Source organism: Pseudomonas sp. NPDC086581 (assembly GCF_044746165.1).
Lineage (GTDB): Bacteria > Pseudomonadota > Gammaproteobacteria > Pseudomonadales > Pseudomonadaceae > Pseudomonas.
The window spans coordinates 24735-47587 of the sequence record NZ_JBIVBR010000021.1 but is presented as its reverse complement, the minus strand read 5'-3'; the positions used below and the strand labels follow the sequence as shown (position 1 = coordinate 47587).

23 protein-coding genes are annotated in these 22853 nt (G+C 66.7%); 13 read left to right on the top strand and 10 right to left on the bottom strand.

Going from position 1 to position 22853, the window contains the following annotated elements:
• Positions 1–183 precede the first annotated feature (183 nt).
• The 7 genes from ACIPK7_RS28515 (at position 184) to ACIPK7_RS28485 (ending at position 7182) form a co-directional block, all read left to right on the top strand.
• Positions 184–1041 carry a MurR/RpiR family transcriptional regulator gene (locus tag ACIPK7_RS28515; RefSeq protein WP_138214482.1) on the top strand — a complete coding sequence of 286 codons (858 nt, stop codon included), beginning with the start codon at positions 184–186 and terminating at the stop codon, positions 1039–1041.
• A gap of 2 nt (positions 1042–1043) precedes the next feature.
• On the top strand, positions 1044–1685 hold the full coding sequence (locus tag ACIPK7_RS28510; protein ID WP_401091670.1) for an isochorismatase family cysteine hydrolase: 642 nt from the start codon (positions 1044–1046) through the stop codon (positions 1683–1685).
• 15 nt (positions 1686–1700) lie between these two features.
• Entirely contained in the window at positions 1701–3041 is a 1341-nt protein-coding gene (locus ACIPK7_RS28505) for a glutamine synthetase (protein WP_401091668.1), read from the top strand.
• Positions 3025–3768 carry an N-formylglutamate amidohydrolase gene (locus ACIPK7_RS28500; protein WP_401091666.1) on the top strand — a complete coding sequence of 248 codons (744 nt, stop codon included), beginning with the start codon at positions 3025–3027 and terminating at the stop codon, positions 3766–3768. The genes ACIPK7_RS28505 and ACIPK7_RS28500 overlap by 17 nt, the downstream gene beginning before the upstream one ends.
• A 113-nt stretch (positions 3769–3881) precedes the next feature.
• Positions 3882–5225: an APC family permease gene (locus ACIPK7_RS28495; RefSeq protein ID WP_401091664.1), complete on the top strand. Its 1344-nt coding sequence runs from the start codon at positions 3882–3884 to the stop codon at positions 5223–5225.
• A gap of 119 nt (positions 5226–5344) precedes the next feature.
• Positions 5345–5833: an Lrp/AsnC family transcriptional regulator gene (locus ACIPK7_RS28490; protein WP_192435778.1), complete on the top strand. Its 489-nt coding sequence runs from the start codon at positions 5345–5347 to the stop codon at positions 5831–5833.
• Between the two features lie 287 nt (positions 5834–6120).
• Positions 6121–7182 carry an ornithine cyclodeaminase gene (locus ACIPK7_RS28485; protein WP_192435777.1) on the top strand — a complete coding sequence of 354 codons (1062 nt, stop codon included), beginning with the start codon at positions 6121–6123 and terminating at the stop codon, positions 7180–7182.
• A 4-nt stretch (positions 7183–7186) separates the two neighbouring features.
• Here the strand turns inward: ACIPK7_RS28485 and ACIPK7_RS28480 are convergent, their stop codons facing one another.
• Positions 7187–8134: a LysR substrate-binding domain-containing protein gene (locus ACIPK7_RS28480; protein ID WP_401091662.1), complete on the bottom strand. Its 948-nt coding sequence runs from the start codon at positions 8132–8134 to the stop codon at positions 7187–7189.
• 130 nt (positions 8135–8264) lie between these two features.
• On the opposite strand from ACIPK7_RS28480, the gene ACIPK7_RS28475 reads away from it, so the two are divergent.
• Positions 8265–9848: an amidohydrolase gene (locus ACIPK7_RS28475; RefSeq protein ID WP_401091660.1), complete on the top strand. Its 1584-nt coding sequence runs from the start codon at positions 8265–8267 to the stop codon at positions 9846–9848.
• Positions 9849–9915: 67 nt separating this feature from the next.
• Here the strand turns inward: ACIPK7_RS28475 and ACIPK7_RS28470 are convergent, their stop codons facing one another.
• The 5 genes from ACIPK7_RS28470 to ACIPK7_RS28450 all read right to left on the bottom strand — a co-directional run bounded on the left by ACIPK7_RS28470 (position 9916) and on the right by ACIPK7_RS28450 (position 14989).
• Positions 9916–10155: a hypothetical protein gene (locus tag ACIPK7_RS28470; protein WP_401091658.1), complete on the bottom strand. Its 240-nt coding sequence runs from the start codon at positions 10153–10155 to the stop codon at positions 9916–9918.
• Positions 10156–10170: 15 nt separating this feature from the next.
• Positions 10171–12207: a pyridoxamine 5'-phosphate oxidase family protein gene (locus tag ACIPK7_RS28465; protein WP_401091656.1), complete on the bottom strand. Its 2037-nt coding sequence runs from the start codon at positions 12205–12207 to the stop codon at positions 10171–10173.
• A gap of 55 nt (positions 12208–12262) precedes the next feature.
• Positions 12263–12886, bottom strand: coding sequence for a glutathione S-transferase family protein (locus tag ACIPK7_RS28460; protein WP_401091654.1), 624 nt, complete (start codon positions 12884–12886; stop codon positions 12263–12265).
• A gap of 292 nt (positions 12887–13178) precedes the next feature.
• On the bottom strand, positions 13179–14081 hold the full coding sequence (locus ACIPK7_RS28455) for a LysR family transcriptional regulator (RefSeq protein ID WP_401091652.1): 903 nt from the start codon (positions 14079–14081) through the stop codon (positions 13179–13181).
• Positions 14078–14989 carry a LysR family transcriptional regulator gene (locus ACIPK7_RS28450; protein WP_401091651.1) on the bottom strand — a complete coding sequence of 304 codons (912 nt, stop codon included), beginning with the start codon at positions 14987–14989 and terminating at the stop codon, positions 14078–14080. Before ACIPK7_RS28450 ends, ACIPK7_RS28455 begins: the two co-directional genes overlap by 4 nt.
• Positions 14990–15179: 190 nt before the next feature.
• On the opposite strand from ACIPK7_RS28450, the gene ACIPK7_RS28445 reads away from it, so the two are divergent.
• Both ACIPK7_RS28445 and ACIPK7_RS28440 read left to right on the top strand, forming a co-directional pair.
• The gene (locus tag ACIPK7_RS28445; RefSeq protein ID WP_401091649.1) at positions 15180–16067 is read left to right on the top strand and encodes a DMT family transporter; all 888 of its coding nucleotides are present in this window, start codon (positions 15180–15182) and stop codon (positions 16065–16067) included.
• A gap of 161 nt (positions 16068–16228) precedes the next feature.
• Positions 16229–17173: a Dyp-type peroxidase gene (locus tag ACIPK7_RS28440; protein WP_401091647.1), complete on the top strand. Its 945-nt coding sequence runs from the start codon at positions 16229–16231 to the stop codon at positions 17171–17173.
• A gap of 4 nt (positions 17174–17177) precedes the next feature.
• Here ACIPK7_RS28440 and ACIPK7_RS28435 read toward each other — a convergent pair whose 3' ends face one another.
• Positions 17178–18083 carry a LysR family transcriptional regulator gene (locus tag ACIPK7_RS28435; RefSeq protein ID WP_192435767.1) on the bottom strand — a complete coding sequence of 302 codons (906 nt, stop codon included), beginning with the start codon at positions 18081–18083 and terminating at the stop codon, positions 17178–17180.
• A gap of 173 nt (positions 18084–18256) precedes the next feature.
• On the opposite strand from ACIPK7_RS28435, the gene ACIPK7_RS28430 reads away from it, so the two are divergent.
• Both ACIPK7_RS28430 and ACIPK7_RS28425 read left to right on the top strand, forming a co-directional pair.
• Positions 18257–19006, top strand: coding sequence for an SDR family NAD(P)-dependent oxidoreductase (locus ACIPK7_RS28430; RefSeq protein ID WP_401091645.1), 750 nt, complete (start codon positions 18257–18259; stop codon positions 19004–19006).
• Positions 19007–19124: 118 nt separating this feature from the next.
• On the top strand, positions 19125–19883 hold the full coding sequence (locus tag ACIPK7_RS28425) for a class I SAM-dependent methyltransferase (protein ID WP_401091643.1): 759 nt from the start codon (positions 19125–19127) through the stop codon (positions 19881–19883).
• Between the two features lie 60 nt (positions 19884–19943).
• Here ACIPK7_RS28425 and ACIPK7_RS28420 read toward each other — a convergent pair whose 3' ends face one another.
• Entirely contained in the window at positions 19944–20909 is a 966-nt protein-coding gene (locus ACIPK7_RS28420) for a DMT family transporter (RefSeq protein ID WP_401091641.1), read from the bottom strand.
• 104 nt (positions 20910–21013) lie between these two features.
• Here ACIPK7_RS28420 and ACIPK7_RS28415 point away from each other — a divergent pair, with 104 nt between their 5' ends.
• Positions 21014–21913 (top strand): LysR family transcriptional regulator, encoded by a 900-nt coding sequence (locus tag ACIPK7_RS28415; RefSeq protein WP_401091639.1) that lies wholly within the window; start codon positions 21014–21016, stop codon positions 21911–21913.
• Between the two features lie 18 nt (positions 21914–21931).
• Here the strand turns inward: ACIPK7_RS28415 and ACIPK7_RS28410 are convergent, their stop codons facing one another.
• Both ACIPK7_RS28410 and ACIPK7_RS28405 read right to left on the bottom strand, forming a co-directional pair.
• A complete protein-coding gene (locus ACIPK7_RS28410) occupies positions 21932–22450 on the bottom strand; it encodes a hypothetical protein (protein ID WP_401091637.1) in 519 nt (172 codons plus the stop codon).
• 56 nt (positions 22451–22506) lie between these two features.
• A complete protein-coding gene (locus ACIPK7_RS28405; RefSeq protein ID WP_192435761.1) occupies positions 22507–22830 on the bottom strand; it encodes a hypothetical protein in 324 nt (107 codons plus the stop codon).
• Positions 22831–22853 lie beyond the last annotated feature (23 nt).

Here is a 22853-nt window from a genome sequence, read left to right as displayed (position 1 = left end):
GGCGTAACGCCCTTCGACGCGCCGGCAAACACGCTACGTGCCTTCACGGAAAATCGCAGGCGGACGTCTACGTCGGCAGATTGCTGTCGTGCGTCCGCATTGTGTAGTGAATACTACAAAAAATACATATTGAAACTTTCTGAAGCACATTATACAAATGGCGCCATAACAAGAGGCGCCTCCATGCTCACACTCAAAGATCGCCTGAACACCCCGGAAGTCGAGCTCACCAAGGCCGAGCGCAAGGTCCTGCGCGCCTTGCTCGACGACTACCCGCGCGCCGGCCTCGGGCCGATGTCGCGCCTCGCCCGGCAGGCCGGGGTCAGCGACCCCAGCATCCTGCGTCTGGTGAAAAAGCTCGGCTTCAGCGGCTACAGCGACTTCCAGAATGCGCTGATGGCCGAGGTGGACGACCGCCTGCGCTCGCCGCGCACCCTGCTTGCCGGGCGCCGCGAAGGCATGAGCCGCGACGACGTCTGGTCGAACTACCTGAGCGACGCCAGCGAAGGCATCCAGCGCACCCTGGCGCTGACCCAGGCCGACGACGTGCGTCTGCTCGGCGACTGGCTGCTCGACCCCAAGCTGCGCGTGCTCTGCCACGGCGGCCGCTTCAGCCGTTTCCTCGCCGGTTACCTGGTGGCGCACCTGCGCATGCTGCGCAGCGGCTGCCTGCTGCTGGACGACGGCGCCGCGCTGCCCGACCAGCTGGGCGACATCGACCGCCAGACGCTGGTGGTGGTATTCGACTACCGCCGCTACCAGGCCCAGGCATTGGGAGTGACCCGCGCCGCCAAGGCCCGTGGCGCTCGCGTGGTGCTGTTCACCGATATCTACGACTCGCCGCTGCGCGAGTTCGCCGACCTGATCATCAGTGCCCCGGTGGAATCCCCATCGCCCTTCGACACCCTGGTGCCGACCATGGCCCAGGTCGAGGCGCTGATCGCCAGCCTGGTAGCGCGCATGGATGGCCAGCTCGACGAACGCCTGGAAGGCATCGACCACCTGAGAGCTGCCTTCGGCAGCCACATCCTCGAGGAATGACCGTGTTCAGCTTGCCCCACCCATCGCCCCGTGACCTTCCGTTCACCCCCGGCCAGACCGCCATCCTGTTCGTCGACATGCAGAACGCCTGGGTCATCCCCGGTCGCGATGCCCACGTCGATCCGACGACGCACCGCTACTTCTACGAGCGCGTCGAGGCGAGCGTGATACCCAACCAGCAGCGCCTGCTGGCGGCCATGCGCGAGGTGGGCGGGGAGGTGCTGCACACCATCATCGAGAGCCTCACCGCCGATGGCCGTGACCGCTCGCTCGACCACAAGCTCTCCGACATGCACCTACCCAAGGGCAGCCCGGACGCGCAGGTGATCGACGCCCTGGCGCCGCGGGAGAACGAGATCGTGCTGCCGAAGACCTCCTCGGGGGTCTTCAACTCCACCGCCATCGACTATGTGCTGCGCAACCTGAATACCCGCCACCTGATCATCTGCGGCGTGGTCACCGACCAGTGCGTGGACATGGCCGTGCGCGATGCCGCCGATCGTGGCTACCTCGTCACCCTGGTCGAGGACGCCTGCGCCACCCATACCGCCGAACGCCACCAGGCTTGCCTGGAAGCGATCAAGGGTTACTGCTGGATCGCCGACACCGACAGCGTGCTGGCCCGCATCGCCGCGCTGGCCTGAGACCGGGAGAACGTCATGAGTCAGAACAATAACAATCCCGCTCCGATGCGCCTGACCAGCTTCGTCACCACCGACCTCTGCGGCATCACCCGTGGCCGCTCGCTTCCCGAATCGGAAGTCGCCGAGCAGCTCGTCACTGGTTGTGGCTGGGTGCCCGCCAACAGCGCGCTGACGCCCCAGGACATCATCGCCGACGACAATCCCTGGGGCAGCCACGGCGACCTGCGCCTGCTGCCCGACCCGAGCAGCCGGGTGCGTCTTGAAAATGGCCCGGACGCCCAGGCCGCGCCGCTGGATTACCTGCACGGCGACCTGGTGACCACCGCCGGCGCGCCCTGGCCGGTGTGCCCGCGCACTCTGCTGCGCGAAGAGATCGCCCGTTACCGGGAGCTGGATCTGCAAGTCACCGCCGCCTTCGAACACGAATTCAACCTGCTGGGCCTGGCGGACGAGCACGCCGCCGCTTTCTCCCTGCAAGCCCAGCGGCAGACCGGCAACTTCGGCGGCTGGCTGATGAGCGCGCTGGAACAGATCGGCGCCGAGCCGGAAATGTTCCTGCCCGAGTACGGCCGCAACCAGTACGAAGTCACCTGCCGGCCGACCCAGGGCGTTGCCGCCGCCGACCGTGCGGTGAACGTCCGCGAAGTCACCCGCGAGATCGCCCGCCAGTTCGGCTGGCGCAGCACGTTCACGCCGCTGCTGGCGCCCGGCGCCGTCACCAACGGTGTGCACCTGCACCTGAGCCTGCAACGCCTGGACGGTACCCCGGTGTTCTACGACGAAGCCGCGCCGACCAACCTGTCGAAGCTCGCCGAGCACTGGGCTGCCGGCGTGCTGCGCCACCTGCCGGCGCTGTGCGCGCTCACCGCGCCAACGGCGGTGTCCTACCTGCGGCTCAAGCCGCACCACTGGAGTGCCGCCTACGCCTGCCTGGGTCTGCGCAACCGCGAAGCCGCACTGCGCATCTGCCCGGTGGTGGAGATCGGCGGCAAGCCCAAGGCGCGCCAGTTCAACCTGGAATTCCGCCCCATGGACGCCACCGCCAGCCCGCACCTGGCCATGGCCGCCGTGCTGATCGCCGGGCGCTTGGGCATGCAGCAGGAGCTGCCGCTGTCGGCGGTCACCGACGTCGATCCGCACAGCCTCAGCGATGCCCAGCGCGAGGAGCTGGGGATCAAATCGCTGCCGGGTTCGCTGGAGGAGGCCCAGCGCCTGCTGCTCGCCGATACCGAACTGTGCGCCCAGCTGCCGCCGGCGCTGCTGCAGACCTACGTTTCCATGAAGCGCCAGGAGCAGGCCCTGACCCGTGAACTCAGCGAAGAACAACTCTGTGAATCCTATGCAAAGTTCTACTGAATCCGGCTTCTACCGGCGTCCGCCATTCGAGATCGTCAATCCCCAGGGCGAGAGCCCGGTGCTGCTGGTCTGCGAGCACGCCAGCCGCTACATCCCCGAGGAACTGGCGCAGCTGGGCCTGGACGATGCAGCCGCCGCCGAGCACATCGCCTGGGACATCGGCGCGCTGGACCTGGCCCGCGAGCTGTCGGTGCGCCTGGACGCCACGCTGCTGGTGGCCAACTACTCGCGCCTGCTGATCGACCTCAACCGGCCTCTATCGGCGCCGGACCTGATTCCCGAACACAGCGAGATCTACCTGATCCCCGGCAACCGCGACCTGAGCGCGGCGGCCCGGCAGGAGAGGGTGGCGAACCTGTTCGAACCCTTCCACCGGCAACTGAGCGCGCTGCTCGACGAGCGCCTGGCGGCCGAGCGGCCGACTCGACTGGTCGGCGTACACAGCTTCACCCCGCGCTATCGCGGCGAGCCACGCCCATGGGTCGCCGGGGTGCTCTACGCAAAAGCCGAAGTCTATGCCCAGCGCATGGTTGCCGGGCTGCGCCAGAGCGGGGAAGAAATCGGCGCCAATCAACCCTATGTGATCGACCCGCTGGAGGACATGACGGTCCCGGTGCATGGCGACGAGCGCGGCGTGGACGCCGTGCTGATCGAAATCCGCAATGACGGACTGCGGACCCCGCAAGGGGTGGAAGCCTGGGCGACACGCCTGGCTCCCTGGCTCTGAGGACCCCAACCCGGCTCGCCTCGTTCGACTGGCCGGGCAGGTTCTGAAAACAACAACAATTCAGCGCATGAGCGCCGAACCCTGAATGCTGCCTTTCCCAGAGGAAGTGCCCCGTGGCTATCGAACAGTTCGGATACAAGCAACAACTCCGCCGCAGCCTGACGCTCGGCGACCTGGTGATCTACGGGATGATCTTCATGATCCCGATCGCCCCCTTCGGCGTGTACGGCTGGGTGCATGCCGACGCCCACGGCATGGTGCCCATGGCCTACCTGGTGGGCATGGTGGCGATGCTCTTCACTGCGCTGAGTTATGGCGCGATGTCCCGCGCGTTTCCCATTGCCGGCTCGGTGTACTCCTATGCCCAGCGCGGCATCCACCCCAACGTCGGCTTCATCGCTGGCTGGGTCCTGCTGCTGGACTACCTGCTGATCCCGCCGCTGCTCTACGTGTTCAGCGCGCTGGCACTGAACCACCTGTTCCCGGCGATCCCCAAGCTGGTGTTCATGCTGATCTTCCTGGTGTCCGCCACGCTCATCAACCTGCGCGGCATTACCCTGGCGGCGCGCTTCAACCTGCTGTTCCTGATCGCCGAACTGGTGGTGCTGGCGATCTTCCTGGCGGTGGGTTACCACGCGCTGGAAGGCGGCCTGGGCAATGGCCGGCTGACGCTGGAGCCGCTGCTGCAGCCGGAGCATTTCAACCTCGGCCTGGTGATGAAGGCGGTGTCCATCGCGGTGCTGTCGTTCCTCGGCTTCGATGCGATCTCCACCCTCGCCGAAGAGGTCAAGGGCGACCCCGCCAAGCAGATCGGTCGCGCCTCGCTGATCGCGCTGTTCGTCATGGGCGCCATCTTCATCGTGCAGACGTGGCTGGCCACCGACCTGGCTGCGGGCATGACCTTCAAGTCGGCGGACACCGCCTTCTACGAGATCGCCGAAGCGGCCGGTGGCAGCTGGCTGTCCACGCTGACGGCGGTGTCCACCGCGCTGGCCTGGGGCGTGACCGTGTCGATCACTTCCCAAGCCGCCGTCTCGCGCCTGCTGTACTCCATGGCCCGCGACGGCAAGCTGCCGCGCGTGCTGGCCAGGGTGCACCCGAAGTACCAGACCCCGCACATCAGCCTGTACCTCGTTGGCGTGCTGTCGCTGGGCATTGGCATCTACTTCCTCGACTCGCCGGACGTGCTCACCTCGCTGGTCAATTTCGGCGCGCTGACCGGCTTCTGCCTGCTGCATCTGGCGGTGATCAATCATTACTTCATCCGCCAGAAGAGCGGCCAGGTGCTGCGCCACCTGGTGTTCCCGCTGGTGGGCCTGGTGATCATCGCCTACGTGCTGTTCAGCATGAGCCGTGAGGCGCAGGAGCTGGGTGCAGGCTGGATCGCCATCGGCCTGGTGTACCTCGCGGTGCTCAGCCGTCGCGGCAACGGCAGCGAGCTGGCGCGGGAAATCTGACCGGGTGCGCCGTGCTGTCGCAGACGGCACGGCGCGCTTTGACAGACGGCGGGGCGTGCCCCATAAAGATCGGGCGGTGCAGGGACGCCGCCAACACCGATGAGCTAGCGCGAAACAGCATGAGCAGGAAAGATCAGGACAGCACCACGCCCTTCACCCTGGACCGCATCGACGAGGAGATCATCCGCATCCTCCGTCACCAGGGGCGCATCACCTACGGCAAACTGTCCGCGTTGGTCCACCTCACCCCGCGCCCCTGCCAGGAGCGCGTCCGCAAGCTGGAGCGGCACGGCATCATCCGCGGCTACGGCGCCGTCATCGACGAACAGAAGATCGCCTCGGGCCTGTCGCTGCTGGTACTGGTCGCGCTGTCCAACCAGAGTGGCCGCACCGCGCAGAAGGCCTTCGAGGCGCGGGTAGTTGCCTGCCCGGAAGTGCTGCACTGCCAGCTGATCAGCGGCACGTTCGACTACAGCGTGCGCATGCGCTGCCGCGATATGGAACACTACCGCGCACTCACCGAAACCTGGCTGAACGACGAGAGCCTGCACATCGACAAGCTGGTTGCCCACCCCGAGCTGACGACCATCAAGGAGTCGCTCAGCTAGCGCTGTTTCCTCTGTTTTTCTCCCGCGATATCGCCGCGTAGACGGCTGCGTGACACACAGCCGAATCGGCTGTTGCTGCCCTCCAATACAGCCGGATCGGCCGGCGAAGCACTCGATTACAGCCGGGTTTTCCCCCTGGCCGGTGGGAGAATCCTGTTGCCCGCTCCTGACGTGCAGACCTGTTCCAGGGCCTCTGCGACTGAGTTGTGCCCGCGGTTCGAGACACGGCGGAGCGGGCGAGCACGTCCAATCACAATTCTCTAATGACAAGAACCGGAGGTCCCACCATGACTCGCTTCGTCGACGTCCCCACGATGTCCCAGCTGGTTCAGCAGATCGGTGTCGCCCGCTTCATCGGCGAACTCGCCGACACCATTGCCCAGGACTTCGTGCGCTGGGAGTCCTTCGATAAATCCGCCCGTGTTGCCAACCATTCCGAGATCGGTGTCATCGAACTGATGCCGGTGTCTGACACCGCCCGCTATGCCTTCAAGTACGTCAACGGCCACCCACAGAACACCCAGCGCGGGCTATTCACCGTCATGGCCTTCGGTGTGCTGGCCGACGTCGAGACGGGCTACCCGGTGCTGCTCTCCGAGCTGACTGTGGCCACCGCGCTGCGCACCTGCGCCACCTCGCTGATGGCCGCCCGCGCGCTGGCCCGCCCGGATTCACGACGCATGGCGCTGATCGGCAATGGTGCGCAAAGCGAGTTCCAGGCGCTGGCCTTCCATCACCACTTGGGCATCGAGGAAATCGCTGTCTACGACATCGATCCGCGGGCCACCGCGAAGCTGATCCGCAACCTGTCGGACGTCCCCGACCTGAAGATCATCCGCGCCGGCTCCACCGCCGAAGCGGTACGCGGCGCCGACATCGTCACCACGGTGACCGCCGACAAGGCCTATGCGACCATCCTCACCCCGGAGATGATCGAGCCGGGCATGCACATCAACGGCGTGGGCGGCGACTGCCCGGGCAAGACCGAGCTGCATGCCGACGTCCTGCGCGCCGGCAAAGTGTTCGTCGAGTACGAGCCGCAATCACGGGTCGAGGGCGAGATCCAGCAGATGCCGGCGGACTTCCCGGTGACCGACCTGTGGCGTGTGCTGACCGGACAGCTCGCGGGGCGCGACAGCGCCGAGCAGGTGACCATCTTCGACTCGGTCGGCTTCGCCCTCGAGGACTATTCCGTGCTGCGCTACGTAAACGAGCAGGCCAGCCGCCTGGGCCTCGGCGAGCGGATCGACCTGGTGCCCTGGGGCGAGGAAGAGGACAACGACCCCAAGGACCTGTTCCGCTACACCCGCTCCGCCAAGGCGCGCAAAGGGCTGCGCCGCATCGCTTGACCGCTCAGCTCTCTCGTTCCGCCTCGTGGGTAATCTCCAGGGGCGGCCGGCTGAGGTCGCTGGCGCTTTGCGTGGTGGCGGCGACACGGGCTTTGAGCCACTCGCTGAAGGCCTTCACCACGGCGCGTTCGGCCTTCACCGGGTCGGTCACCAGGAAGTAACCGCGGCTGGACTGGATGGTGATGTCGAACGGGCGCACCAGCAGGCCGCGGGCAAGGGCGTCGCCGCTGAGCAGGTTGTCGCCGATGGCTACGCCTTGGGCGGCTATGCACGCGGCGATAGTGCAGGGCGCGTCGGCGAACAGCACGCCGGAGCGGTGATCGATGGCGCTGGCGCCCACCGCGCCGAGCCACAGGCGCCAGTCAGCGAAATCGTTCATGTGCAGCAGCGTGTAGTGGGCCAGGTCCGCCGGCTGCTGCAGGCCTCCGCGCGAGTGGATCAGGCGCGGGCTGCAGACCGGGAAGAAGTGCAGCGCCACCAGTTGCTCGACCGTCTGGTTCGGCCAGTCGCCGCTGCCGTAGGCGATGAACAGGTCGGCGTCGCTGGCGCTGGTGTCCTGCGGCACGCGCGGCGTCACCACATGCAATTGCACCTTCGGGTACTGCGCGAGAAAGTCACCCAGGTGCTGGCATAGCCAGTAGGTAGCGAAGCCGGGGTTGCAGCTCACGCACAACGGGCCACTGACCTGCTGCTCGTCGAAGCTGCTGCCGGCCAGTTGCACCTCCGCGAGGATGCGACGCACGTCGCGCGCATACCTTTCCCCCCGATAGGTCAGGCGAATACCGCGTCCGGTGCGCTCGGTGAGCGCGAAGCCCAGGCGTTCCTCCAGCGTAGCGATGCGGTGGCTGACCGCGCTGCGGGTCAGGTTCAGCTCCGTCGCGGCGGCGGACACGCTGCCCAGCCGGGCCACGGCGTCCAGCGCCCGCAGGGCAGTCATCGAGGGAAAGTGCATGGGGCGCTCGCTACTCCATTGGTGAAACTAACCGGACATAGGGTGGCGAAAACCTGCGCTTGTTGCAGATTTCGCTTCACCAATACTAGGCCACACGACAACAACAACAGGCAACGATGAGGAAGCCGCCATGTCGAAATTCAAGGCCTACGTCCAGCAGTGGATCGACGAACACCGCCAGCAGTTGTCCGACTGGCACCAGGTGATCTGGCATTTCGCCGAGCCGGCGTTCCGCGAATACAAGTCCTGCGCCTGGTACGTGGAACTGCTGCGCCAGGAAGGCTTCACGGTGGAAGAGGGCAGCGGCGGCATGCCCACTGCCTTCGTCGCGACCTTCAGTAATGGAGACGGACCGATCCTCGCCAGCTACGCCGAATACGACGCGGTGCCCGGCAACTGCCAGGCGGCGGCCACCCGGCCGACGCCGCGCGAAGGCCTGTCGAAGTATGCCCCGGGCCACACCGATCCGCACTCCGCGCTGGGCATCAGCGCCCTGGGCGGCGTGCTGGCGGCCAAGGCTGCAATGCAGGAATTCGGCATCGAGGGCACCATCAAGTTCTTCGGCGAACCGGCGGAAAAGCTGCGCGCCTCCAAACCCGTGCATGCCGCCAAGGGCTACTACGACGACCTCGACGCCGCCGTCAGTTTCCACCCCACCTACATGCTGCCGCTGAACAACACCACCACTTGGGATACCCACTGCGGCATCGCCTACTCGTACATCTACACCTTCACCTGCGAAGACCCGCAGAACTGGATCGCCGCCGACCGCTACAGCCCGATCCCGCAGAACCACCTGGCCGCCCGCGCGCCCGGCGCTAACGATGCGCTGGTGCACTTCTACACGCTGAACGAGAGCCTGCGCCGCTCGACGCTGCCATTCACTGGGCTGTGGAGTTTCAACGAAGCCATCCTTACTGCCGGACAAGCCACCGCCGACAACCTGCCGCCGCACATCTCGCAGATCCAGTACCTGCTGCGCTGCGACTCCATCGAGCAGGCCGAGACCATCTCCACGGTAATGGACAACAACGCCGCCGCCGCGGCCATGGCCACCGGCTGTCAGTGGAAGAAAACCTGGGTGTGCAAATCCCGTGGCGGGCTGGCCAACCATGCGTTGGCCCAGGCCTGCTACGACAACCTCGCCGCCATCGGCGCGCCGAGCTGGGGCGAGCAGGCCATCGCCGTGGCGCGGGAAATCCAGGTGAACCTCGGCCTGGAGCCCATGGACGAACCCTTTCTTCCGGCTACCCAGGCACTGATCGAACCCCAGGAATGCGAGCGGCAGATGCGCTTGCAGATGCCGGCCTGGCAGAAATACCTGACCTCCGACGACTACCCCGAATACACCTGGCACTGCCCGACCGTGCGTCTCTACGTGGCCCGGCCGATGCTCAGTGCGCCCGCCGGCTTCACCTACCCGGACTGGGTGTCCAATGCCCTGGGCGGCATCCGCGAGACCATCGACCCGATGATCGACGTGGCCGCCAAGACCATCGGCAGCACGCTCATCGAGCTGTTCACCGATGCCGGCCTGCTGGCCGAGGCGACCCGCGAATTCAACCAGCGCACCGGCGGAGGCATCGGTGGCGAACAGTGGCAGGCACCGCTGCTGCCCAAGGACTTCAAGGTTCCGCACCGCTTCCGCTGGCCGGAGTACATCCGCACGATACGTGGCGAGGAATGGTGGATTCCGGCGCGGGAGGACGAATAGAACAGGGCTTTTCGTAGGAGCTAGGGGGACGTCTAGTCCCTGCTCGCGAACAAAGCTAGCGCTCACTTCAAGGTCTGGTTGGAATGATTTTCGTAGGAGGGCCTTTCAGCCAGCGGATCAGCGCCGTACCGAGCTCCATGGCGCGCGAGCGCGACGGGCAGCCCGGCGTCGAGAGCAGTTGCGGCAGCAGGAAACCCACTTCCGCCTCGTTCGGCCCGCAGAGACCCGGCGCGGCCGATTCGACGACTTCCTCGTCCCAACGCGGGAAGCGCGCGCTTCCGTTTTCGAATGCAGTCAGTGCGTTCATGATCGATTCGCCTCCCTAGAGGTCAAGCACCAGCGGTTGCACGCCGCCGTCGTCCTGCGCCGGGATGGCGCAGCAGATCAGTACGCTGCCGGTTTCGGGCAGTTCCGCCGGCGGGTTGGGGTAGTGCACCTGGCCGCTGACAATCTTGGTCTTGCAGGTACCGCAGGAGCCGCCGCGGCAGCTGAAATCGGGTGCCAGGCCACGGGACTCGGCCAGTTCCAGCAGGCTGCCGCTCTCGGGCTTCCAGCGCGCCTCCTTGGCTGAGCCGGCGAAGTACACCGGCACCGGTTCGGTGGCTGCGGGCGGCTGCACCAGCGCCGGTGCCTGGCCGTCGCCCCGGCGCTTGAGCGTCGAGGGGCCGAAGGTTTCGGCATGGATGCGTGCGTCGATGATGTTCAGCCCGCGCAGGCCGTCATAGATCGCCTGGGTGAATTCGCCGGGGCCGCAGACGTAGAAGTCGTAATCGTCCAGCGGCAGTTGCGCCTTGATCGCCTCGATATCCAGACGCCCGATCTGTTCGAAGTCGCGGCCCATTTCGGCTGTCTGTTCGGGGCGGCTGAGCGCCCGATGGATTTTCAGGTGCGGCGCGCGCTGGCGCAGTTCGGCGATTTCGTGCTGGAACGGCAGCTGGCCCAGCGTCCGTGCGGACTGGAACAGGTGAACGCGCCGTGCCGGGCCGGCAACCAGCTCGCGCAGCATCGACAGCAACGGGGTAATACCCACGCCGGCACCGATCAGCACTACCGGCCGCCCGCTGTCGCTTTTCAGGGCGAAGCTGCCCATGGGCGCGCGGACCTGCAGGCGATCGCCCACACCGATCTGCTCATGCAGATGGCGGGACGCCGGGCCCTGGGCCTTCACGCTGATGCGCAGCTCGCCGTCCGACGGAGCGCTGGAAAGGCTGTAGGTGCGGATCAGCGCCTGGTCGCCGGCCACCAGGCGCACGGGCAGGTGCTGGCCCGGCGCGAAACTCACGGCGGAGCCGGCGGGCGGTTGCAGGTAGAACGAGCGGATGTCCTCGCTTTCCGGCTCCACGCGCAGCACCTGCCAGTCCTGCCACTGCTGGCGCTGCTCGCGTTCCTGCAGCTTGACTTCGGCCTCGGCCCAGGTGCCAGTCATCAGGCTGGTGGGCGAGTACTCGCGGAAGTTCCAGCGCAGTGCCAGGGCGCTGCGGCGCAGCACCACGTGCTGCACGTCCAGGGTCCACAGGCGTTCGGCACCTTCGAAGGCCGTCAGCAACGGGCTATCGAAGAGGATGTCGGTGCGCCCGTGAACCTGCAGCACGTCGCCACTGGTGAAATCGACGAACAGCAACCCGGCCTGCGGGTTGGCTTGCAGGTTGCCGAGGGTGTTGAAGTGCAGGTTGCCGGCATAGTCGGGGATGGTCAGGCGGTTGCCGGTGACCCGGACGAAGCCGGGGCGGCCGCCGCGGTGGGAGACATCCACCGAGCGCTCGCCGTCCTCGTGCTGCACGTAGCTGGCGACGAAGAAGGTGTCGGCGCTGCGGATGATCGTCGCCAACTCCTCGTTCAATTCAATGAAGTCCTCGCGCGGGGCACGCTGGCTGTAGCGCTGCTCGTCGCGGCTCCACTCGCGTTTCTGGATGTACTGCGGGCAGTTGCCGAAGGATTGCTCGACGCCCACCGTCAGCAGGCCACCGTCCACTTCGCGGAGGACGCCGTTCATGCGGTTGCGCCGGCGGGTGTGCAGCTCGATGCCCAGCAGGCCAATCGCGTGGCCGGCCTGCAGGCCGCTGGCAGCCGGGTCCTGGCTGTCGGACACGCTGTCGAGCAGCAGGCTTTGCGGGTCCGGCGAGGTGACGAAGCCTTCCGCGCCTTCGAGCAGGGTTGCCCAGGGCCGGCCCTGGTCATCCACGGCGCCGGCGATGATGAAGGGCAACTGGTGATAGAACTCGCGATGCTGGTCGGGCATGTAGTCGCGAATGACTTTCTGGCCATGGACTTCCATGCGCTCGGCGACGCCGACACGCTCCTGGATTGCCTTCTCGCCGGCGTGCCAGGGGGAGGTACGGTGTTTGGGCAACTGGAACATGACGGGCACCTCGCGACGAAGGGGCTGCCGGGTTACCCCGGCAGCGAGGGTTGCATCAGGCTTGCAGGCCGATGGCGGTGCGCTGCATCGGCACGAAGTGCGGCAGGGCTTCCACGCGGGCCAGCCAGGCGCGCAGGTTGGGGTAGTCCTGCAGGGAGACGTTGCCCTCCGGCGCATGGGAAATGTAGGAGTAGTTCGACACATCGGCGATGGTCGCCTCGCTGCCGGCGAGGAAGGGCGTCTTGGCCAGTTCGCGTTCCATCACCTGGAACAGCGTGTGGGCGCGGGTGATCACTTCCTCGGGGTTGAAGGCGGCGCCGAACACCGTGACCAGCCGGGCGGCGGCGGGACCGAAGGCGACCTGCCCGGCGGCCACCGACAGCCAGCGCTGCACGCGGGCAGCGCCAACCGGGTCTTCCGGCAGCCAGCGGCCATTGCCGTACTTCTTCGCCAGGTAGACCAGGATGGCGTTGGAGTCGGCGACGATGACGCCTTCATCGTCGATCACCGGCACCTGGCCGAAGGGGTTCAGGGCGAGGAAGTCCGGGTGCTTGTGCGCGCCCTTGGCGAGGTCCACGGAGATCAGCTCGGCGGGCAGTTGCAGCAGCGAGAGCATCAGCTCGACACGGTGAGCGTGGCCGGACAGCGGATGGCGGAAGAGTTTGATGGTGTGGGACATGACGGTGACTCCTTGGCTTGAGTGGGTACGCAGCGCGAGTCGATAGGGGGGCTCGCTCGGGCTGATGGGTGAATGCTGCGCCCGATGGCCGGCGCGCAGAATCGCCAGGGCGGGCAATCCAGCGTTTCAGAATGCGGAAGAATGGAGCGGCGAGTTGGAGCGGGGCATTTGCTGCCAGTGGTGCCGTGCGGTTCGCGAGCAAGCTCGCTCCTGCAGGGAAACAGCGGAGCAAGCCTGTTGGAGCGAGGGGGGCGCCTAGCCCGTGCTCGCGAACCGCGCAGAACGCCGCGAATTAACCGCGCAACGCCGGATGCGCCCGCAAGCGCGGCACCACGAAATCGAGGAAGGTGCGTACCCGCGCCGCCGCGCGGCGGCCTTCGCGGTAGATCAGTTGCACCGGCAGCCCCGGCGCGGCGTAGTCCTGCAATACCACCTGCAGACGTCCGCTGCTCAGCTCGGCGTGCGCCTCGTGGCTCATGCAGCGGGTCAGCCCGAGGCCCAGGCTGGCAGCGCGGATCGCCGCATGAGTGGTGCTGCAGGACAGGCGCGGGGACAGGCGCACCGAACGCGCTGCGTCCTGATGGCGGAAGCGCCATTCGCTGACTGCGCCCTGGCTGCCGGAAACGATGATGCAATGCGCCTTGAGGTCTTCCGGCGCCTGCGGCACGCCGTACCGGGCGAGATAGTCGGGCGATGCGCAGATCACCGGCCGCACCGTGCCCACCGTCAGGGCGAAACCGGAGGAGTCGGGCAGTGTGCCTATCACCAGCGCCACGTCGATGCCGTCTTCCAGCAGGCGCGGCAGGTCCTCCCGGTGGCGGCTGCGCAGGTGCACGTCGGGGAAGGCCGCCAGGTAGTCCAGGGCGATGGGCGCGAAGATGCGGTCGGCCATCAGCAGCGGCAGCGTGATGTCCAGTTGCCCGGCCGGATGCGCCTGCAGGCCGTCGAGCGAGCCTTCCGCCTCGTCGATGCCCTGGAGAATCTGTCGGCAGCTGGCGGCGAAGGCTTCGCCGCTGGCGCTCAAGGAGATGCCGCGCGGGCCGCGTTCCAGCAGCTGGCACTGCAGGCGCGATTCCAGCGCGGCGACCAGGCGCATCACCGTCGCGGTCGACAGCTGCAGTTCCCGCGCACCCGCAGCCAGGCTGCCGGAGCGCGCCACGGCGTCGAACGCCTGCATTTCCCGGTAGCGGCTCACGGCTTCTCGGCTTGCAGGGCCGGGTCGGCGCGCAGGCGTTCCGCGCAATGGGTGACGAAGCTGCGCACCTTCGCCGGCAGCCGCGCGCTGTCCTGGTAGAGCAGGTGGATCGGCAGCGGCGCGGTGGCGTATTTGCCGAGGACGATTTCCAGCTCGCCGCGCGCCACGGCCTCGGCCGCCTGATACGACAGCACGCGGGTGAAGCCCCAGCCCAGCCGCGCCGCGTGGATCGCCGCGTTGTTCGAGCTGACCGCGAAGCGCGAGGGCGGGCGCAGGGTCAGCGGACCGTCCGCGGTGAGGAACTGCCAGTCGGTCAGCAGCACGCTGGTGGTCGCCATCACCACCGGCGCGTCGAGCAGTTCGTTGGGATGTTGCGGACGTCCGTGGCGGTCGAGGAAGCCTGGGGACGCGCAGACCACTGGGCGGATTTCGCCGACCTTCAACGCGGTCAGGCTGCCTTCGGGCAACAGGCCGATGCGCACGGCGACGTCGACGCCCTCGTCGAGCATGTTCACGATGCGATCCAGCAGCAGTGCGTTGACCGTCACCTCGGGGTGGGCGTCCAGGTAGCTGGCGATCAGCGGGATCAGGTACAGCTCGCCGAACAGCACCGGGGCGGTCACCGTCAGGTTGCCGCGCGGGCGCAGGGCGCTGCCGGAGGCCAGCTCCTCGGCTTCTTCCAGCTCCTGGAGAATGCGCCGGCAGTCTTCGACGTAGCGCTGGCCGGCTTCGGTCAGGCGCACGCTGCGGGTGCTGCGGGCCAGCAGCAGGGTGCCCAGGCGTTGCTCCAGCGCAGCGATGGCGCGGGTCACGCTGGGTGGCGACAGGCCCACCTGCTTCGCGCCAGCGGCAAAGCTGCCGGCTTCGGCCACGGCCAGCAGCACTGTCATTTCCTGAAACCTGTCCATGGATCACCGTTGTCGCCTTGAGCGGGTCGCCAGACTGTAGAGGGAAGCCGCGCCGGATTGAAGTACCGGCAGCTTGCGGGCGACATCGGCGTGCTTGCCAGCGTCGCCTGGCTTGACCGCGCCCCGGACACTCCGGCACAAGCGCGGGAGGCGCCCGCAGCGAGGCGCCACTGCCCGCGAGCATTCCTCCATGACCAGCAAGACCACGGCCACCGCGCTGGCCGTCGCCAGCCACTCGCGCCTCGGCATCGCCCTGTGCCTGCTGTCGATGCTCATCTTCGCCTGCCAGGATGGCATCACCAAGGTGCTGGTCCGTCACTTGCCGGTGGCCGAACTGGTGATGGTGCGCTACTGGGTGTTCGTGCTGTTCGCGCTCATCGTCTGTCGCTCCCAGGGCGGCGTGCGCGCGGCCAGCCGCACCGCCAGTCCCAGGCAGCAGGTGGTCCGCGCGTTGCTGGGCGTAGGCGAGATCGCCATCTTCGGCCTGGCCCTGCGCTATCTCGGACTGGCCGAGACCCACGCGCTCTACGCGGTGTTCCCGCTGATGACGCTGGGCCTGGCGCGGCTGTTCCTCGGTGAGCGGATGGTCGGCCGGCAATGGTTGGCGGCGGCGGTGGGGTTTGGCGGTACGCTGCTGATCCTGCGCCCCGGCATGGGCGTGTTCGAGCCCGCGGCGCTGATCCCGTTGGCGGCGGCGCTGACCTTCGCCTTCTTCAACATCCTCTCGCGGCGTATCAGCCAGACCGACTCCTTCGCCACCACCACGCTGTACATGGCGCTGGTCGGCGCCGTGGCGGCCACCTCCGCCGGGCTGCCCGTGTGGGTCACGCCGACGCCCCACGAGGCGCTGCTGATGTCGATCGTCGCCGTCTCCGGGGTGATCGCCCAACTGCTGCTGATCCAGGCGCTGAAGTACGCCCAGGCCTCGACGCTGCAGCCGTTCAACTACTCGCTGCTGGCCTTCGCCACGCTGATCGGGCTCTTCGTCTTCGGCGAGGCGCCGACCGTGTGGACGATCACCGGCGCGCTGCTGATCCTGCTGGCGGGCCTGTATTCAATCAGGCCGAAGGCTACGTAGCGAGGCAATCGGCGGATAACCCGTTCCGGGTTATGCGCCCTACAGTCATGCAGGAGTGGATAGACGCCGTCCGTGATCGATTCCCCCGGCCTTGGTCATGCTCAAACGCGAGCTGCTTTGCTAACCTCATCCCCCAACCTCAATGGCGGCGAATGGACGACATGCTCAACGAATCCCCGGCACCCCAGGCAGTGGACAGCCCCATCACTCGCAGCGCGATCTTCCTGGTCGCCACCTTGACTCCTGGTAAGGATTGGAGCCCGGTCCGCGCGTTATGCGAGGACGTTTCCGCGCTGGTGCGCTCGGTCGGCAAGCGTGTGCCGACGGGCAACCTGTCGTGTGTGGTGGGCTTCGGCTCGGCGGCGTGGGACGCGCTGTTCGGCGCTCCGCGCCCGGCATCCCTGCATGCCTTCCGCGAGATCGGCAGCGGCGAGCGGGTCGCGGTGTCCACGCCGGGCGACCTGCTGCTGCACATCCGCGCGGAGCAGATGGACCTGTGCTTCGAGCTGGCGACGCAACTCATGGCGCGCCTGGGTGATGCGGTCACGGTGGTCGACGAGGTTCAGGGTTTCCGCTACTTCGACATGCGCAGCATCATCGGCTTCGTCGACGGCACCGAGAACCCGGAAGGCCGCGAGGTCGCGCATTTCACCCTGATCGGCGACGAGGACGCGGGCTTCGCCGGCGGCAGTTATGTGCTGGTGCAGAAGTACCTGCATGACATGACCGGCTGGAACCAGCTCTCCACCGAAGCCCAGGAACGCATAATCGGGCGCACCAAGCTGGCCGACATCGAGCTGGGCGACGATGTGAAGCCCAGCTGCTCGCACAGCTCGCTGACCACCCTGGAGAAGGACGGCCAGGAGGTGAAGATACTGCGCGACAACATGCCCTTCGGCCGGCCCGGCGCGGGGGAGTTCGGCACCTACTTCATCGGCTACGCGCGCTCGCCGGCGCCGGTGGAGGAGATGCTGGAGAACATGTTCGTCGGCCGCCCTGCCGGCAATTACGACCGCCTGCTGGACTACAGCCAGGCGGTGACTGGCAGCCTGTTCTTCGTGCCTTCGGCCGAACTGCTCGAGTCGCTGGCTGACAGACAGCCCTGAGGAATCAGCCGGCGACCTTCGCCGGGAAGCACTCTACCAGCCAGTCGATGAATACCCGCAAGCGGTGCGTGACGTAGCGGTTGTGCGGGTAGACGGCGTGGAAGGGGTAGGGCGCCGGGCGCCAGTCCGCGAGGATTTCCACCAGCGTACCGTCGCGCAGGGCGGCGCCGGCGGCGTAGGTGAAGGTCTGGATGATGCCCAGGCCGGCCACGCAGGCGGCCAGGTGCGCGTTGCTCTCGTTGACGCCGATGCGGTGCTCGAGCTTCAGTTCGCTGCGTTCGCCGTCGCGCTCGAAGCGGAAGGGCACCGCCCGGCCGTTCTGCGGCGACAGGTAGCTGACCAGCCGATGGCCGTTGCGCAGTTCCTCCGGGTAGGCGGGGACGCCGTTGTGGCGCAGGTATTCGGGTGAGGCGCAAGTGATCATGGTCGCGTGGCCGATGCCGCGCGCCACCAGCGAAGAGGCGTCCAGCGCGCCGCCGCGGATCACGCAATCGACGTTGTCACTGATCAGGTCCACCGAGCGGTCGGACACGCCCAGGTCGATGCGGATGTCCGGATAGCGCGCGAGAAAGTCCGGCAGCAGCGGCAAGAGCACATCCCGCGCAGTGGAGCCGCCGACGTCGATGCGCAGGTGGCCGCGTGGCCTGCTGCGGGCGACGTTGAAGGTCGAGTCGATGTCCTCCAGGTCGCGCAGCACGCGGGTGGCCTTGGCGTAGTAGTCCTGGCCTTCCGGCGTCACCGTGACGCGCCGCGTGGTGCGCTGCAGCAGGCGCACGCCCAGGTGCGCCTCCAGCTCCTGCACCAGCTTGCTCAGGGTGGCGTTGGGCATGTCCAGTGAGTCGGCGGCGCGGGTGAAGTTGCCGGCCTCCACCACGCGGGCGAAGGCGCGGATGGCTTGGAGCTGATCCATGGGTATTCCTCCGAGGATCGTCTGATTATCCATGGCTGTGGATAGTCATTCCATTGTATGCGCTTTTTCCATCAATCACCGAGCCCTAGAGTAACGCCATGCCTCACCGCAAAGCCGCGTCAGACGCAGGCTTTGAGGCAGAACCCTCGACCTGGAAATCTCAGGAGCTCATCATGAACAAGTCCCTCACTGGTAAAGTTGCACTGGTCACTGGCGGCAGCACCGGCATCGGCCTCGGCGCCGCACAGGAACTCGCCGCGCAAGGCGGCCGGGTATTCATCACCGGCCGCCGCCAGGCTGAACTGGACGCTGCCGTGCAAGCCATCGGCCCGGCCGCCACGGCGATCCGCGCCGACGCTTCGGTGCTCGCCGACCTCGATGCGGTGTACGCGCAGATCGCGAAAACCGCCGGCCGCCTGGACATCCTCTTCGCCAATGCCGGCGGCGGTGACATGCTGCCGCTGGGCGCGATCACCGAGGAGCACTTCGACCGCATCTTCGGCACCAACGTGCGCGGCGTGCTGTTCACCGTGCAGAAGGCGCTGCCGCTGCTGACCGACGGCGCGTCGGTAATCCTCACCTCGTCCACCACCTCGATCCAGGGCACCGCCAACTTCAGCGTCTACAGCGCCAGCAAGGCCGCCGTGCGCAACTTCGCCCGCTCCTGGGCGCTGGATCTCAAGGACCGTGGCATCCGCGTCAACGTCGTCAGCCCCGGACCGGTGCGTACTCCCGGCCTTGGCGACCTGGTCCCCGAGGAAGCCCGCCAGGGCCTGTTCGATGCGCTGGCCAGCCAAGTGCCGCTGGGCCGCCTGGGCGAGCCGCGGGAGATCGGCAAGGCGGTGGCTTTCCTGGCCTCGGAGTCGGCCAGTTTTATCAACGGCATCGAACTCTTCGTCGACGGCGGCATGGCTCAGGTCTGACCGCGTAACGTGGCCGGGCGGGGCGCAAGCCCTGCATCGGTCTGGGTGGCTCTGGTCTGAACGCCGGTTTGCCCAGTACATTCCTGTCACACAACCGTCAGGACAGGAGCCGCCAATCATGAATTCCCCGTCCGCCGACCTGCGCAACTGGTTCGACCAGGGCGGGCAGGCCTATGCACGTTTCCGTCCCGAGTACCCGGCGGAGCTGGCCGCCTACCTGGCTTCAATGGCACCCGACCGGGCGCTTGCGGTCGACGTCGGTTGCGGAAGCGGCCAGCTGACACGGCAACTGGCGGAGCACTTCAGTTCCGTGGTCGGCCTCGATCCCAGTGCGGATCAGATCGCCCATGCGGCGCTGCAAGAGAACGTCAACTATGCTTGCGCCCCGGCCGAAGAACTCCCGCTGCTCAGCCGCAGCGCCAGCCTGATCACCGCCGCGCAGGCCGCGCACTGGTTCGACCTGCCGAGGTTCTACGCCGAGGTGCGGCGAGTCGCCGGACCCAACGCGATCCTGGCACTGATCAGCTATGGCGTGTTGCGCCTGGAAGGCACGCTGGGCGAGCGTTTCGAGCAGTTCTACTGGAACGAGATCGGCCCTTTCTGGCCTGCCGAACGCAAGCTGGTGGACAGCGGCTACGCCACCCTCGATTTCCCTTTCAGCGAATTTCCAGGGCCAGAAATCGCCATTCGCCTGGCGTGGAACCTCGAGGAATTTCTCGGCTACGTCTCCACCTGGTCGGCGGTGCGCAGCGCCTGCGAGGGCGAACGTGAAGACCTGCTACATGACTTCGCCGCCGACATGGCCAACCGCTGGGGCGACGCTGCCGTAACGCATCCGGTCAGTTGGCCCATCAACATGAGGATCGGGTACGTATGAACCCGCAGGCGCTTGCCGTCGGGCTGATCCTTGGCGCAACACCTGAGTGCAGCTGTCAGCTCACGGCTTTGCAATCCTCAGCCTGCTGCTCGGCGCAGGCTGAGGGGCTGCCTTGGCCCCGGACAACCGCGAAACCCCGAACAGCACCAGCGCCAGGCCTGCGATCTGGTAGACCGTGATCGCCTCGCCCAGCAGCGCCCAGGAGGCGAACACGGTCAACACCGGGCCCAGGTTGCCGAACGCGGCTGCGTGGGTCGCGCCCATACGCTGGATTGCCAGCGCCATCCAGTAGATCGGCAGCACGGTGGAAATCAGTGCCATCAGCGAGCCGTGGACCCACACCGCGCCGGGCAGTGACGCCAGTTGCTGCACGTTGCCGCTCACCGCGTAGTGGATCAGCACCATCACCGATGAAGCGCCGCCGGCCAGCCCGGCCAGTCGCATCGAGCCCACGCGCCGCACCACGGCGGCCGTGCCCATGTAGTAGAGGGCATAGGTCACGGCACTGGCGAACACCCAGAGTGCGCCCAGCAGGGTCTGTCCATGGCCTCCTTCCACGCGGATGTCGTGCACCAGCGCGATGCCCAGCCCCAGGTAGCACAAGCCCATGGCCACCAGGGTGCGGGAGTCGGGGCGCTCCCGGTTCACGGCCATCTGCAGGAGTAGTACCAGGGTCGGGTAGGTGAACAGAATCAGCCGCTCCAGCCCGGCGCTGATGTACTCCAGGCCATAGAAGTCGAACAGGCTGGAGAGGTAGTAGCCGAACAACCCGAGCAGCAGGATGCGCACGCCATCGGCCAGCGTCAGGCGAGCCTGTTCCGGGCTGCGGCTCAGCCAGATCAGCCAGAGGAACAGCGGCAGCGCCAAGCCCATGCGGATGGCCAGCACCGTCACCGCATCCACCGGAGCGGCAGCGTAGGAGAGCTTCACGAAGACCGCCTTGAGACTGAAGCCGGTGGCGGACAGCACGGCGAAGAACACGCCGTTGCGCAGGCTGCGCTGGTAGAAGGAAGTAAGGCTATTCATGGAGGCACGGGGGCAAGGCAGCAGAAGGCTTTATTCTAGAGAGAAGGCTATCTCGCTAGAATCCCAACTTGGCGAACATGGCTTTCGTATTTGGAGAACGCTTCATGCATTTCGACCTGGCCGATCTGCGCCTGATCGCGGCCATCGCCAGCACCGGCAGCCTGAGCAAGGCGGCGGCGTCGGTCCCGGTGGCGGTGTCGGCGGCAAGCAACCGCCTGCGCCTGTTCGAGGAGCGCTGCGGGCTCTCGCTGTTTGTCCGACACAGCGACGGCATGACCCTCACGCCGACCGGCCGCCTGGTGCTGGAGGCGGGCCAGCGCGTACTGAAGGAGGCCCGGCAGCTCCGGGATACCCTGCAGGAGCTGAGCGGAGAGCGCCGCATCACCCTGCGCCTGGCGGCTTCGACGGTGGCCAACAGTACCTTCCTGCCGACCGCGCTGGGGCCTTTCCTGGCGGACTACCCCGAGGTGGACCTGCAACTGATCGAGCAGAACAGCAAGGATGTGCTGCGTGCCGTGCAGGAAGGGCAGATCGACATCGGCGTCTACGACGGCAATTTGCCCACCGCGGGCCTGCTGTCGCTACCGTTCCGCAACGACAAGCTGGTGCTGCTGGTGCCGCAGGATCACCCGCTGGCCAGCCAGCACCTGCCTAGTCTGCGCGATGCGCTGAGCTATCCCTTCGTATGCCTGCCGGCCGAGCGCGCCATGCAGCGTTTCGTCGAGGCGATGGCGGTGCGCAATGCCATGCCGCTCAAGGTGCGGGTGCGTGCGCCGAGTTTCGATGCCATTGCGCAACTGGTCGCCCAGCGGGTGGGCGTGGCAATGCTCCCGGAGGCAGCCGCCACGCGCATGGCTCAGGAGCTGCCGACGGCGGTGGTGCCCCTCGCCGATGCCTGGGCCACCCGGGAGCTGCGCATCTTCGTCGCCGACTGGGACGCGCTGTCGTCCCATGCACGGCAGTTGGTGACCTATCTGATGAATGAATGTGCAGCCGCTCGCTGAAGGATGGGGGCGACGGTCTCAGTTCTGCTCCACTATCCGGGGCGTCTGCGCGCCTTCCAGGGCCAGGTGGATCACGCCGGCGCGGCTAGGGAAGTTCGGCCCGTCGTCCTCGCCGTTTTCCATCACCGGAATGTCGATCAGGGTGCGCTTGCCTGTCGGGTCGGCGACTAGCCGGGCGTCCAGCTTCTCGATCGAACGCCAGCCACCGCCGCCGATCTGCATCGAGTCCAGCAGGCTGTAATGCTCCTGGCCTTCTTCGTTCGGCGTGGCGGAAAAGACCGCGAGATACTGGTTGTAGTTGTTGCCCATGTCGAAGCCTTCGATGGTGAACACCGCCAGGATGATCTCGCTGTCCGGGGCGGTCTTCAGGGTCTGCACATGGGTGGCTTCGGGGTAGCCGGTGGCGAAGCTGTCTTTGTACAGCTCCACCAGGCGGCTGACCTGCTCTTCGAGGGGCTTGGGGATTGCCGGCTGTTCGGCAGCGTGGGAAAGGGCGCAGGCGAGCAGCAGGCTGGCGGGTAGCAAACGCAGTTTCATGGATATCCTTGGAACGGGAAGCTTGGTCAACATCGCTGATGCTGACCTTGTCAGGGTCACTGTCCGGCGTTGGGCATGGCCCCGTTCTGCAGGACCCAATCCCCGACCGCCGAACAGGAGTAGGTGTTGGAGTAGTTGTAGTAGCGCTGCAGGGGCGCGCCGTTCTCATAGGTAGCGCACTGATAGACCGACGAGCCCTTCTGCAGGATCAGGAAGTGGATCTGGGTGATCCGGCCCGGCGCCACGTAGGCCGCCTTCACGTCATAGCCGCTGCGCAGCAGCTCCGTCACTTTCACCTCTTCGGCAGAGGCCTGCGAGGCGACGGTCAGGAGGCCGAGCAGGGGAAAGACGGCTTTCGCCAGGTAGTTCAGGTTGGGCATGGTTTTGTCTCGTCTTTGAGAGG